At 66.3% G+C, this 14163-nt stretch carries 7 protein-coding genes and 1 pseudogene; 5 read left to right on the forward strand and 3 right to left on the reverse strand.

Annotated features, from left to right (window positions below; genetic code table 11):
- Nucleotides 1–127 precede the first annotated feature (127 nt).
- Both M2282_RS00055 and M2282_RS00060 read right to left on the reverse strand, forming a co-directional pair.
- Nucleotides 128–5980: an autotransporter outer membrane beta-barrel domain-containing protein gene (locus M2282_RS00055; RefSeq protein WP_280806778.1), complete on the reverse strand. Its 5853-nt coding sequence runs from the start codon at nt 5978–5980 to the stop codon at nt 128–130.
- 406 nt (nt 5981–6386) lie between these two features.
- A pseudogene (locus tag M2282_RS00060) lies at nt 6387–6757 on the reverse strand (tyrosine-type recombinase/integrase); the annotation flags it as partial.
- 197 nt (nt 6758–6954) lie between these two features.
- Between M2282_RS00060 and M2282_RS00065 the strand changes: the two are divergent.
- Nucleotides 6955–7548: a hypothetical protein gene (locus M2282_RS00065; RefSeq protein ID WP_280806779.1), complete on the forward strand. Its 594-nt coding sequence runs from the start codon at nt 6955–6957 to the stop codon at nt 7546–7548.
- A gap of 591 nt (nt 7549–8139) precedes the next feature.
- Here M2282_RS00065 and M2282_RS00070 read toward each other — a convergent pair.
- Complete coding sequence (locus M2282_RS00070) at nt 8140–9072, reverse strand: LysR substrate-binding domain-containing protein (RefSeq protein WP_280806780.1); 933 nt, start codon at nt 9070–9072, stop codon at nt 8140–8142.
- 148 nt (nt 9073–9220) lie between these two features.
- Here M2282_RS00070 and M2282_RS00075 point away from each other — a divergent pair, with 148 nt between their 5' ends.
- The 4 genes from M2282_RS00075 to hpaI all read left to right on the forward strand — a co-directional run bounded on the left by M2282_RS00075 (nt 9221) and on the right by hpaI (nt 14161).
- Nucleotides 9221–10216, forward strand: coding sequence for a tripartite tricarboxylate transporter substrate binding protein (locus M2282_RS00075; protein ID WP_280806781.1), 996 nt, complete (start codon nt 9221–9223; stop codon nt 10214–10216).
- Nucleotides 10217–10280: 64 nt separating this feature from the next.
- The gene (locus tag M2282_RS00080) at nt 10281–11804 is read left to right on the forward strand and encodes a UxaA family hydrolase (protein ID WP_280806782.1); all 1524 of its coding nucleotides are present in this window, start codon (nt 10281–10283) and stop codon (nt 11802–11804) included.
- A 33-nt stretch (nt 11805–11837) separates the two neighbouring features.
- A complete protein-coding gene (locus M2282_RS00085; RefSeq protein ID WP_280806783.1) occupies nt 11838–13310 on the forward strand; it encodes an NAD-dependent succinate-semialdehyde dehydrogenase in 1473 nt (490 codons plus the stop codon).
- A gap of 38 nt (nt 13311–13348) precedes the next feature.
- Complete coding sequence (hpaI, locus tag M2282_RS00090) at nt 13349–14161, forward strand: 4-hydroxy-2-oxoheptanedioate aldolase (RefSeq protein ID WP_280806784.1); 813 nt, start codon at nt 13349–13351, stop codon at nt 14159–14161.
- The last annotated feature ends 2 nt before the right edge of the window (nt 14162–14163 follow it).

Raw genomic sequence — 14163 nt, forward strand, 5'->3', positions numbered from 1 at the left:
ATGCACTGAGAGGCGAAAGGCCAGGCGAATTCGCCCAGACTCGCCAGCCAGCGCCCCCCGACCACCCTCGTGCACAGACGAACTGTCCAAGCCGGCCTCGAACGAAGGCTTGAGCTTTCTAGATCCGTTACCACTTCACCCGCACTCCCAACGATCCACTCACCGAACTTTTTACCTTCGCATTGCCGCCACTGGCCCAGAGCTTGCCGACTTCGCCGTATAGGCTGGTCTTCTGTCCCAGCGCCAGCGTGAAACCACCGGCCAGCTCCGTGCTCCTGCCGCCCGTCGGCGCCGAGATATCGGTCAGGGTCGCGCCGTTCAGGAAGCTCGCCACGTCCGCGCCGCTTGACGTCTTGTAGACATTGAACCGGCCGTACGGCTGCAGCGTGCCTGCACCCGTGTCGATCTCGCCCTTGATCCGCACCCCGGCGCGCGCGATCCAGCCGCTGTCGGCCTGCGCCGTGGCGACGGCGCCGGCGATGGCCGAGTTGTTCAGGTCCATGTGCTGATGGATCAGCTGCATCTGCGGCTCGATGCTCCAGCCGCTGCCGCCCAGCGCGAAGGCCTGGCCCAGCTCGATCGAACCCAGCAGGCTGTTGCCCTTGCCTTCGGTGCCGAGCATGGCGTTTGGTTGCGCCGTGTAGCGGTGGCGGCCCGACTGCACCACGGCATCGGCATAGAAGCCGCCATCGGTGTAGGTGCCATAGATGCCCACGTACTGGCTGCGCAGGTCGTTGCGGCCCACGCCCAGGTTCTGGATGCCGCTGGCAAAGCCGTGCACGCGCGCATCGCCGTCGAGCTGGCCGACATAGAGACCGGCGCGCCAGTTCGGCGTCGTCAGCAGGTCGGTGCCGGCCTGGAAACCCGTGAGGCGCCCCTTGCTGTTCGGCGAGACGGTGCCGCCTTGCTGGATATCGATATCGGTCGAGAGAACTCTGGCCCAGGCGCGGCGGTCAGCGCCGCCGGGCACGGTGGCGGTGCCCTTCACGTCGTCGTCACCCACGCGCTTGCGCAGATCGCCCAGCATCGCGAGGTTGCCCTGGCGCAGTTGGCTCGGCAGGGCCGCGTAGAGCGAGGCTTCGGCGCGGTAGGTGACCACGGGAAGCACGGGTGCGCCAGGCGTCGTCGGCGGCGTAACCGCAGGCCGGTCCGAACGCAGGTACCAGTTCTCGCCCGCACCGGCTGCATCGCCCGCGTTCAGGCGGTACTCGTAGGCGCCGGCATCCACATGGCCGCCCGCGAGCGCGAAGGCGTCCTTGGTCGTCTGCGCGGTGGTGGTCGCTCCGTTCTGCGCCGTGATCACCTCGATGCCGCTGCCCGTGGTGAACGCGCCCAGGCCGCCGAGGTTGGTGATCTGCACGCTGGTCTTGCCGGTGGCGGTGCCGCCGTTGATCACCAGCCGGTCCGACGGGCCAGTGCCGTTCAGCGCGGTGCCGATCTTGAGCAGGCCGTTGGTGCCGACGTAGTTGCCGTTGACCGTGAGCGTGGTGCCCGCGACCGTGCCGGCGAGCGAGACGGTGCCGCTGTTCGCGAGCGAGGCCACTGTCTGGCTGAAGCCCGCGAGGTCAAGCGTCGCACCCGTCGCCACGCTGTGGCCCGAGCCCGCGCTGAAGGTGTTCGCCGCCCCCGCCTTCAACGACCCCTGCGCGACGTTCGTCGCTCCGGTGTAGCTGTTGGCCCCCGACAGCGTCAGCGTGCCCGTGCCCTGCTTGGTGATGAAGCCGCCGCCACTGATCGCGCCGCCCAACGTGCCGTTGAAGGCGCCGGTGTCAATGATGGGATCATTCTGCCCCGTGAGCTGGATCGCGTTGGCGATCGTCAGGTTGTTCGCACCGAAGCCCAGCGTGGTGTCGTCGTCCATTGTCAGCGCGCCGGTGCCCAGCGCCTGACTGTGGCCGACATTCAACCGGCCTTGGCGCAGCGCCGTGCCACCCGTGTAGTTGTTGGCGCCCGAGAGCGTGAGCGTGCCGCTGCCGACCTTGACGATGGAGCCGCCGGTGCCCGCGCCCGGCTGCGCGAACTGGCTGCCCTTGTCGCTGACCACGCCGGCGATGACGTCGCTGGTGTTGAGGCCGCCGAGCGTAAGCTGCGTCGCGCCCAGCACCACGCCGCCTGCGCCCGAGAGCGTGCCGATGGCGATTCCAGTCTTCGAAGTCACGCCTGACACGTCGACGGTGCCGCCCTTGGCGTTCGTGATTTGCGCGTTCGCGGCCGAGGCGGTGTCCGCGAAGTACACGGTACCGCCGTCGAGGTTGCCGATGTTCACGCTTCCCGCCGATGCGGCGTTCACAAAGCGCACCAAGCTCTTGTCGCCGTTGAAGATGGTCGCGCTGCCTGCGTTGCCGGTCTGTGTGAAGTCGACCGTGCCGCCCAGGTTGGTGATGATGGCGCTGGCCGCGGTGCTGGCACCGCCGAAGACCAGCGTGTTCGCGCCCGGCGTCTGCCAGCCGGCACCGTTGAGCGAGAGCTTGGCGGTGGAGGCCGTGGCAGTCCCGTCGAACGACAGCACATTGCCGCTGTCGGCGCTGCCGGTGCGGCCGATCCGGTAGCTGTTGGTGCCGGCGTCGGCGCCATCGCCGAACGCAAGCTGGGTGCCGTTGCCTTGCTGCTGCACCGAGCCCTGACCGAGGGTGGCGCCGGCATAGACGAAGATGCTCGCGCCGTCCTGCAGCGTGGTGCTGCCGGCGTAGCTGTTGGCAGTGGTCAGGCTCAGGATGCCGCCGTTGCCCTGGACCGTGAGGCCGCCGCTGCCGGTGATACCGCCCGCCGCGCCTAACGAGCTGCCCACGAGGTCCAATGTGCCGCCGGCCGCGCCGAGCGTGATCGCGCGTTTGGAGTCGATGGCCACGGGGCCCGCACCGGCGACGCGCAGCGTGCCGCCGTCCAGTGTGAGTCCGCCGCTGGCCGCGCCCAGGTTGTTGTCGGCGCCGATCTGCAGTGCGCCCCCACGCACGGTGGTACCGCCGGTGTAGGTGTTGGCGCCCGAGAGCGCCAGCGTGCCGGCGCCGGTCTTCAGGACACCGTCGGTGCCCGCGATGACGTTCGCGATGGCCGCATTCCAGGCGGCGCTTCCCGCGCTGCCATCGCCGACGCGGACCTCGACCGGGCCCGGCGCGGCCTTGTCGGCGACCAGCGTGATCGTGTCGCCGGACAGCCGGTAGCCGTCGCTCGCGAACTGCATGCCCGTGGCCGACACGGCGCCGCCACTCTTGTCGACCACCACCTTGCCGGCCGCGCCGCCGAAGATCGCGAAGGCAGGTTGGGGTTGCATCACCGAAGTAACGGAACCCATCGCATCGGTCCAGTTCGGTTGCGTGGTGCTCCAGGTGCCGTTGCCGCCGCCCATCTGCGACGCATCGGCCAGGCCGTTGCCGTTCCAGTAGTTCAGCGTCAAGCCAGCCGTGTTGATCAGGTTGACCTGCTTGCTCGCCGCAAGGTACTGGAGCGACAGGATGCCGCCAGCCGGCACGCTGCCCAGCGCAATGCCGCCGTTGCTCTGGGTGAGCGTTCCGCTGTAGCTGAAGAGCCGGTAGAGACCGGCCCCCATGCCACCGGTGTCCGTCACATTGAGCGTGGCGCCGCTGAGCGTGAGATTGCCGCCGACCGCGACGCTGTCGCCAGCCCCCGGCACCGAGAAGCTGCTGCCGGGCGCGCCGAATTCGAAGTCGAGCACGCTGCCCTTGGCCAGGTCCAGGCTACCGTCGATGGTGAGCGTGCCGATGGAGTTGCCCGGCGCGAGGTGCGCACCCGAGGCAATGGCCACGTCGCCGCCAATGCGCCCACGGCCGCCCAATGTCGCGCCCGAGGCGACATCGACGGCGCCGCTGAGGCGCGCGCCTGCGGAACTGTCGCTGCCGACCACCAGCTTGCCGACCTGCACCGACGTGAGGCCGGTGTAGGTATTGAAGCCGTCCAGCACCAGCGTGCCGGAGCCCTGCTTGACGAGCGTCGCGCCTGCGCCCTCGATGCCGCCCGCAAAGACCGTGTCGTTGGCGGTGCCCAGGGTCAGGGCCTTGTCGCCCAGGACGATCGAGCTTGTCCCGCCATTGAGGTCGCCCAGGGTGAGGGCCGCCGCCTTCGAACCGCTCACATCGAACAACGCGCCGTTGCCCAGCGTGAGGGCGGTGCCCGCCGCGAGCGCGCCGTTGCCAGTAAGGTACAGATTCCCCGTATCGAGCGTGGTACCGCCGGTGTAAGTTTGCGCCTGGGTGAGCGTCCAGCTTCCGGCGTTCCGGATATGCAGCACCCCGCCCTTGCCGCCGCCGATGCCGCCGTCCTGGATCACGCCGTCGAACTGGGTTGTGCTCGAGATGTTGTTGGTCGTGAGGGTCTTGCTGCCGATGGCCACCGTGCCGGCGCCACGAAGGAAATTCAACGACGCGCCGTTGGTGGTCTGCGAGATATCGACCGTCGCGCCGGCCGCCACGGAAACGTCTTGCCGGCCGACGATGCCCGCGCCCTTGAGCGCGAGCGTGCCGGCGTTGACGATCGTGGGGTCCACGTAGTCGCTGCCCGCGCTCTCCAGAGTCAGCGTCCCCAGGCCGTCCTTCTCGAACTGACCGTAGACACCCTGATAGCGCAGCGCACCGGTCAGCGTGAGATCGAAGCCGTTGGTATCGATCGCCGCGATGCCGCCTATGAACACATCGCGGGCCACCGTGAACGCACCGGTTGCACGCAGCGTGCCATCGTTCAGGCTGACCTTGCTGCCTGCCGCGCCAAGATTGGCGTCGCTGCCGGCGAGCAGCGTGCTTCTGTTCACCGCCAGTCCGCCTTCGAAGGTGTTGTTGCCCGTCAAGGCGAGCGTGCCACCCGTCACGGCCAGGCTGCCCTTGCCCGAAACGGTGCCGGAGAACACCGTGTCGACGCCGGGGCCGCCGACAGAGAGCGCGGCACTGCCAAGCGCGACGTTGCCGGAGCCCGCCAGCGAACCGAAGGTCTGGTCAAAGCCCCTGAGGTCAAGGGTGGCGCCGGCGCCAACGCCCACCGGCGTGCTGGCGCTGAAGACGTTGGTCAACCCCATGGCCAGCGTGCCTGCCTGGATGTCCACGCTGTTCGCACCGATGGCGCGGTCGAGCGTCCAGGTGCCGACGCCATCCTTGACGAGCTTGCCGCCAAAGAACGTGCCGCCGGTCACCGCCTGCGAGTGGAGCTGAGCGCCGGCGCCCGTCAATGTCAGCGTGGAGGTTGTGTTGCCTGCTTTGCCGATCTGCAGATAGCCGTCGATCTGGCCGCCCGTGGACAACGTCACATCGTTCGCCGCACCCTGCAGGTCCACGGAGCCGTTCATCTGGCCGGCGTTGCTCAACGTCGCGTCGCCCGCGCTGAAGTAAACCGCGAAGCCGACGCCTGTGATGGTCGAGCCCGCTTCGTTGACCACCTTCCCGGTGGCGCCGAATCCGACTGCGGCGGCGGCTTTCGAGACGATGGAACTGTTGCCTGCGTTCAGGACCGAGCCGCCGTCATAGAACACGACGCCATAGCCGCTTGTACCCTCGACGCTCGCACCCGCGGTATTCCTCAGTGTCGCGGCGGCCCCGTTTCCGATGATGCCCGTGCGCAACGCCGTGACGTGGCCACCCGCGTTGTTGACGACGCCGGCGCCGTTCAGGAGGATCCCGTCTTCACCGAGGATGGTGCCGCCGTTGTTGATCGTGCTGGGGATGGTGGCATTCGTGGCGACACCGGTCGTTCCCAATGTCGACTGTCCGAGCGTGCCGGTGTTGTTGAGCACCGAACTTTTGTCCATGTACACCGGAGTCGCCGAGACGCCACTGCAGTCGATGACATTGCCCGTCGTGGTGCAGTTCGCCTGCGCAGAGCCGCTCATGGCAAAGGCGCCCACGGCTAGCAACGCGGTAACTGCATAGCCTGCATGCACGCGGGAGCGGCTGCGTTTTCCGCAGGCGCTGGTGTTCTCCGAAACCGCCACCCAAGCGCCTGTTGCGGCGTTCCAAAGTGACTTGTAGGCGCGATTCATGGGCGGGGTCCTGTATGTGAAGAACGAGCGCCCCTTTCGGGACGGCGAAAGATGAGTGAGACCTGCTCGCGCCTCAATAAAGAGTCACGCAAACGCGGCAGAGAGACGCCTCGCGCAAGAGGCGCGGAGCTGCTGCGAGAAGGCATCAAGAGTGCAATGGCACGTCGCATTGCGCGACATGCGGTACGAAAGACTTCGTGTCCACTGGCGTGGGTGCCCGTGCTGCTACTTCGGGCCTACTTGCTTTCATTGCGTCTCCTCCCGGTGTGCGCATGGCTTGCGCGGCGATATACGTTGACGCGTCGCGGCGCATTCTCGACCACGTCATGGACGTTGGCAACTTACTTATTCTTGCAATGATCCGCCTTCCTCCTTCGGCACAACACTCCCTGGGCGACAACTGCGGCCCGAGCAGCAACTGCACCGCGCGGAGGTTCTCGTCCGCCGGTAGATCAGCGTCGCCTTCGTCCGTCGCATCGAGTGCGTACCGTAGTCGGCAGGATCTAATCCAAGCTCTCTGACCGGCCACCCAGAATTCGGGCGCACTGCCGGGTGCCGAGGTGCGGCGAGCCGTGCATTCTGCTCGGGAACAGGAGATCGTCTGATCGCAGGCCAGTGCGCTGGATCCACGCCTGCACGGCGTCGCAGGTTCCGGGCGTGAGTTCGAACTGCACCGGGACGCTGGGTCTTCTGCTGCATCGCCGTCGCCCGTGGCGCAACCTGCTCCCCGTGGCAGACGTCCCTGACCTTCAGGCTGACAAGATCGCAGCCAAACAAGCACTTCTTAGCGCCAGACAGCGAGCGACATTTGCATTCAGGCCGGGCATGCTTGGGACGCGGCCTCGCTGAGCTGCGGTAATCTTGTGTTTGCCGCGTTGTCCGGGCTTACCGTCCAAGTAGGTGCTGGCAGCATGACAGGCAGCCCCATCAGCCAGAACATGTTCCTCGTGTAGCCAACTGCTCGTCAACTCCGCATGCAGCAACAAGTTATCTCCGCTCACGACATCTTTCCGCACATTCGGGTGGTCATGGGCATGGTCATCGGCCTTGGCCTTACACGGCTGCTTTTGGGCCTCGCTCGTATCGTGCAGCACCCTAGTCAATATCGGCTCTACGTGGTCCACCTTGGCTGGGTGGCGTCTGTCTTGTTGGCCATCGTGCACTTTTGGTGGTGGGAATTCGGTCTCTTCCAGATCCAAGCTTGGACCTTCGGGACCTATGCCTTCATCGTCGGCTACGCCGTGACGCTCTTTTTGCTGTGTGCGCTGCTGTTTCCGGACAGCTTGCGAGACTACGAGAGCTATGAAGACTATTTCTATGCGCGCCGCGAATGGTTCTTCGGCTTGCTGGCCGCAACTTTCTTGCTGGACGTCGTCGATACCTTCATCAAGGGAGAGGCGCACTTCCAGAAGTTCGCTTTCGAATACTTGATCCGTACGCCCATTCTCGTCGCGCTTTGCGTTGCAGGCTGCGTGACGCCAAACAGGCTCTTTCACAAAATATTCGTGGTCGGCATGCTGGCGTATCAGATGTCGTGGATTCTTCGACTGTTTTACAGGCTCGATTGAGCCCTAAGTTGCGGAGCTGTATGCGTCCGGCTTAGCCATCTTGGTGCAGCAGCGTACACGGCCAGGCGACGCAAACCCAGCGTGAGGGCAACAGGTTGGTCATCGTCGGGAGTTGCCTACTCGGCCTTGATGCTTCCCTTGATCACGATTGCGCCGAACTCGTGAAAACACGAGGAACAACGCCGGTGCAGTAAGGGCGGCCTTTTTCTTGAGTGTTGATTTCCGCACCTAGCGAGCGCGTTCCCGGCCCCGTGACCCAGGTCGGCAACCGGTCATGTCGCGCAGACACTTGCCGCTGCATACGGAGGTCGCCGCAGCTGTGCGGGCCGAGATACTTCGAGTTGTCTGCCGCCGGGCGCACTGCTCGACGAGCCCATGCTGTGCGAACGGATCGCGGCTTGCGGACTCCGCTTAGGGAAGCGCTCAAGCCCTTGACCACCCAAGGGCTGCGGGGGCATCGACCGCGACAAGGAACGGCCGTTGCCGCAATGCCCTGATCCGAAGCAAAAGGTCTGGAGCAGCGTGAACAAGGAAGCCAATGCCCGTCTCGACCAGCAAGTCCAGGCTTGGCGCACGGATAGAGCAAGGCCCCTAGCGCAATGTCGCCGTCTCTCGCAAACAGTCCATCAGCATCTGGCTGGCAAGCGTTTTCGCGCGACCCCGCAAGGTGATGATGCCCACTGGCGGAAGCTCGATCGGCACCTTGATCTTCAAGATGCAGAGCACTCCCTGTCGCGAAAAATGCTCTGCGACGCTATACGCCAGGAATCCAATGGCAGGTCGCTGATGCATGCTAGATAGCGTGACCAAGAACGAAGCGGTCTCAACGATGTCCGTCGGCGGCGCGAGGCGGTGCTTGTAGAACATCTGGGCGAGCTTCGATCGCGATGATGCCCACGGCGGCGGCACCACCCATGGCATCTGGGCGAGCATCGCCCAACTCAGCCTTGGCGCCCGCGCCAACGGATGCGCCGGGCTCACCACGATGCACATCGGCTCTGTGTAGAGGGCTTCCGTCTCGAGGTCCGGTGAGGCATAGCCCGGCTCCAGCCGACCGACGATCAAGTCGAGCTCCCCCACGCGAAGGCGTGGCAGCAGCCTGGTCAGGTCGCCCTCCTCCACCATGACAGTGGTCAGCGCTGACCGCTCCTTGACTCGCTGGATGGCAGGCATGAGCAAACTGGGTGTTGCCACCACCATGGCGCCCACGCTGGTTCTGCCAACGCCACCGCTGGCGACCGCGTCGATCTCGTCGCGCGTGCGCTGGTAGTCGGCCAGCACGGAGCGGGCGAAGCGCACCACGGTGACGCCATATGACGTCGGCTCGGTGCCACGGGTGGATCGCGTGAACAGCTGCAGTTCGAACATCTTCTCGATCTCCACCAGCATCTTGGAAACCGCCGGCTGCGTGATCGAGAGGAACTCCGCGACCCGCCCCAGGTGTCGAAATTCGTCCAACGCCACGAGCAGCTGCAGGTGGCGCAGCTTCAGGTTGGAACGAAGCACGCGGTCGATCTGGCTCATGGTGTCGTGGCGTTTGTGGCAGTCGTGGGTCGCTCTTTTCTCTTCATAACCTCTAACTCATGAAGAGAGTCCGCTATTTCATTGGATGGCAATCATTGTCTCCGGAAGAATCCCTCTGCCTGCCGAACAACGATTTCTGGAGACAACGATGAAAACCCCTCGCAACGTGGCGCGACGCCATCTCGTGCTGGGCGGCCTCGGCGCCGCCGCGCTCGCCACCACCCCCGCCCGCGCGCTGGCCGCCGATTACCCCGAACGCCCTCTCTCCTTCATCTGCCCGTGGCCTGCAGGCGGCACGGCCGACCGGTCCATGCGCATCATCTGCCAGATCGCTGCACGCGAACTGGGGCAGCCCATTGCCCTGGAGAACCGCGCCGGTGCGTCCGGCATGATCGGCACCAAGGCCCTGGCCTCCGCACGGCCCGATGGCTACACCATCGGACAGATCCCAATCTCGGTCACCCGCTTCTCGCAGATCGGCACCGTCCAGCTCGATCCGCTCAAAGACCTCACTTACCTGGCCCGCACGTCGGGCCAGACCTTCGGCATCGCGGTGCCCGCACGCTCGCCGTTCAAGTCGCTGCGCGATGTGGTGGCGCAAGCCAAGGCCCAGCCCGGCACCGTCACCTACGCACACGCCGGCATCGGCGGCGCCACGCACGTGGGCATGGAACAGTTCGCACAGGCTGCCGGCGTGAGGTTCAACGCCATCGCCTACAAAGGCGGGTCTGCGGCGCTGCAGGACGTGCTGGGCGAGCAGGTCGACCTGCTGGCCGACAGCAGCTCGTGGGCTCCGCATGTGGAAGGCGGCAAGCTGCGCCTGCTCGCCACCTGGGGCGAAACGCGCACGCCGCGCTTCAAGGACACGCCCACGCTGAAGGAACTCGGCTTCGACGTGGTGGTGGAAGCGCCCAACGGCATCGGTGCGCCCAAGGGCCTGCCGTCGGCCATCGAGAAACGGCTGCGCGATGCGTTTCGCACAGCCGTCAACAGCGAAGAATTCCGCAAGGTGGCGGAAAGCATCGACGCACCTGTGATGTACCAGGACGGGCCCGATTACCAGAAGTACGTCCAGACCGTGTACGGGCAGGAGACTGAGCTGATCCGCAAACTCAACCTCAAGGAGCTGATGGCGAAGGGCTGATGCCCACGCCCTCCTTCTCCCTCTCCCCATCCGCTTGCAGCCTCCGCGCACTTGCGCATCTCTCATGAACGACAGCCCCCTGCTTCGCCTGCATCCGAACGACAACGTGCTGGTCGCCAAGAGCGCTATCGCCCTGGGCGAGGCGATCGCCGAGTTCGGCGTGCGCGCCAGAGCCCAGATCCCCGCGGGCCACAAGATCGCGTCGCGTGCCATCGCGGCCGGCGAGGAGGTGAAGAAGTACGACACGGTGATCGGCGTGGCCTCGCGCGACCTGCAGGCCGGCGACTACGTGCACAGCCACAATCTCACGCTGGTCGACAGCTACCGCGATCCGGCCTTCTGCCAGGACGTGCGCCCGGTGGACTTCGTGCCCGTCACCGAGCGCGCGACCTTCATGGGGTTCGAACGACCCGGCGGGGGCATCGGCACGCGCAACTTCATCGGCATCCTGTCGTCGGTGAACTGCTCGGCCACAGTCATCAAGCGCATCGCCGCGCACTTCACGCCCGAGCGCATGGCGGCCTTTCCCAACGTGGACGGCGTGGCCGCCTTCGCGCAGACCAGCGGTTGCGGCATGTCGTCGCCCAGCGAGCATTTCGACGTGCTGCGCCGCACGTTGGCGGGCTATGCGCGCCACCCAAACCTGGCCGGCGTGCTGATCGTGGGCCTGGGCTGCGAGCGCAACCAGGTCGATGCACTGGTCGATTCGCAAGGACTCGAAGCAGGCCGCCTGATGCGCACGCTGGTGATGCAGGAGATGGGCGGCACGCGCCAGACCATCGAGGCGGGCATTCGCGCCATCGAAGAGATGCTGCCCGACGCCAACGCGGCACGGCGCACACGCGTCAGCGCGCACCATCTGAAGATCGGGCTCGAATGCGGCGGCTCCGACGGTTTCTCGGCCATCACGGCCAACCCCGCGCTCGGCGCGGCGATGGACGTGCTGGTGCGCCATGGCGGCACCGCCATCCTGTCGGAAACACCCGAGATCCACGGCGTGGAATTCATGCTCACGCGCCGCGCCGCCACGCCAGAGGTCGGACAGAAGCTGCTTGACCGCCTGGCCTGGTGGGAGCGCTACGCGGCAGGCCAGAACGCGCAGTTCAACGGCGTGGTGGGGCATGGCAACCAGGCCGGCGGGCTGGCCAACATCTTCGAGAAATCGCTGGGCTCTGCGATGAAGGGCGGCACCACGCCGTTGCGCGCGGTGTACGAGTACGCGGAGCCCATCGACGAGGCGGGTTTCGTCTTCATGGACTCGCCGGGCTACGACCCGGTGGCCGCGACGGGGCAGATCGCCAGCGGCGCGCAGCTGATTTGCTTCACCACCGGTCGCGGCTCGATGTTCGGCAGCAAGCCCGCGCCGACGATCAAGCTCGCAAGCAACACGCCGATGTTCCGTCGCCTCGAGGAAGACATGGACATCAACTGCGGCGTGGTGATCGACGGAGAACTCTCCGTGCCCGAACTTGGTCAGCAGATCTTCGAACAGATCCTGCGCCACGCATCGGGCGAGCCGACCAAGAGCGAGGCGCTGGGCCTGGGCGACCACGAGTTCGTGCCGTGGCACCTGGGCATCGTGAGCTGACCGTTTTCTTTTCTCCCCTTCACGTCTGTCCCCATGCCCCTGACCCTTTCGCGCCCCGAGTTGCAGCGCACGGCGAACTACATCGCCGGCGAATGGCTGCGTCCTGCCCCCGGCCACGCGCTCGACGTGACCGATCCCGCCACCGGTGCGCTGATCGCGCAGGTGCCTGACTCGGATGCAGCGCACGCACGCGCCGCCGTCGACGCAGCGCACGCCACGTTTCCGGCCTGGCGCAAGACGCCGGCCAAGCAGCGCGCGCAAATCCTCAAGCGCTGGAATGATCTCGTGCTGGCGCACCAGGAAGACCTGGGGCGCCTCATCTCCCGCGAGCAGGGCAAGCCGTTGGCCGAAGGCCGTGGCGAGGTCGCCTACGCGGCCAGCTACATCGAATGGTTTGCCGAGGAGGCCACACGCGCCAATGGTGACGTGATTCCGGCACCGGTGCCCGGACGGCGCATGTTCGCGCTCAGGGAGCCGGTGGGCGTGGTCGCTGCCGTCACGCCGTGGAACTTTCCGGCTGCGATGATCGCGCGCAAGATCGCACCGGCACTCGCCGCGGGCTGCACCGTGGTCTGCAAACCCGCCGAAGACACGCCCTTGACCTCGCTGGCGCTGGTGGCACTGGCCGCCGAGGCCGGCGTGCCGCCTGGTGTGCTCAACATCGTGACCGCGTCGCGTGAACGAACGCCGCAGGTGGTCGATGCCTGGCTCGACGACGCGCGCGTGCGCAAGATTACCTTCACCGGATCGACTCCCGTCGGCAAGCACCTGGCGCGCCGCTCGGCCGATACGCTCAAGAAGCTTTCGCTCGAGCTCGGCGGCAATGCGCCGTTCATCGTGTTCGAAGATGCAGACATCGAAGCGGCGGTGGATGGCCTGATGATCGCCAAGTTCCGCAACGGCGGCCAGACCTGCGTGTGCCCGAACCGCGTGTTCGTGCACGAGGCTGTGCACGAGCGCTTCGCCGCGTTGCTCGTGGCCCGCGTCGCGGCGCTTCATGTCGGCCCGGCCAGCGATGCCGCTTCGCAGATCGGTCCGATGATCAATGCGCGCGCGGTCGAGAAGATCGAGCGTCACGTGCAGGACGCGGTGGCGCGCGGCGCGCGTGTGCTCACTGGCGGCACACGGCTGCCCGCGCTCGGTCCCAACTACTTTGCCCCTACCGTCCTCGCCGGCGCCGATGCCACCATGGCTTGTGCCTGCGAAGAGACCTTCGGCCCGGTCGCGCCGCTGACCACCTTTGCCGACGAGGCCGAGGTGATCGCGCAAGCCAATGACACTCCCTTCGGTCTGGCCGCGTATTTCTATTCGCGCAATGCCAGCCGCATCTGGCGCGTGGCCGATGCACTGGAGACGGGCATCGTCGGCGTCAACGAGGGCGCACTGGCCGCCGAGGCCGCGCCGTTCGGCGGCGTGAAGGACTCGGGCTACGGCCGTGAAGGCTCGGTGCACGGCCTGGAGGACTACCTTCACACCAAGTACGTGTGCCAGGGGCAGCTCGACTGACCTCAGGTATCCAATCACCGCGACTCCCACACAACCCCATGCCCGCTCACAACCCCTTCAAGGCTGCACTGGCCGCTCGCCAGCCGCAAGTCGGTCTCTGGCTCTCGATGGCCGATCCGTATCTGGCGGAAGTCAGTGCAGGCACCGGTTTCGATTGGCTTCTGATCGACGGCGAACACGCCCCCAATGACCTGCGCTCCACGCTGGCCGCACTGCAGGCCGTGGCACCCCACCGGACGCAGCCCGTGGTGCGCGCGGTGCAAGGTGACACGGCGCTGATCAAGCAACTGCTCGACATCGGCGCCAAGACCCTGTTGGTGCCGATGGTCGACACCGCCGAACAGGCGCGCAACTTGGTGTCGGCGATGCGCTATCCGCCGCTCGGCATCCGGGGCGTGGGCAGCGCCGTGGGACGGGCATCCCAATGGAGCGCGCGCGCCGACTACCTCGATGCGGCCGACGACGAAGTCTGCCTGCTGGTGCAGGCCGAGACGGTCCAGGCGTTGGGCAATCTCGATGCGATCTGCGCCGTCGAAGGCGTGCATGGCGTCTTCATCGGCCCGGCCGATCTCGCTGCTTCCATGGGCCATCGGGGACGGCCAGGGCACCCCGAGGTGCAAGCGGCCATCGAAGGGGCAATGAGGACCATCGTGGCCTCCGGAAAGGCGGCCGGAACACTTACTTCGGATCCCACGCTGGCGCGACGCTACCTCGAGATCGGCTGCACCTTCGTTGCCGTCGGCGTGGACGTTCTGCTCTACGCCAATGCCGCACGCAAGCTGGCGGCCGACTTCCTCGGTGCACCGGCTGCCGCAGCATCCCCGTCGCCCGAAACACGCGGGGCGTACTGAGC

Origin of the sequence: Variovorax boronicumulans (assembly GCF_029892485.1) — a bacterium.
GTDB classification, from domain to species: domain Bacteria; phylum Pseudomonadota; class Gammaproteobacteria; order Burkholderiales; family Burkholderiaceae_C; genus Variovorax; species Variovorax boronicumulans_B.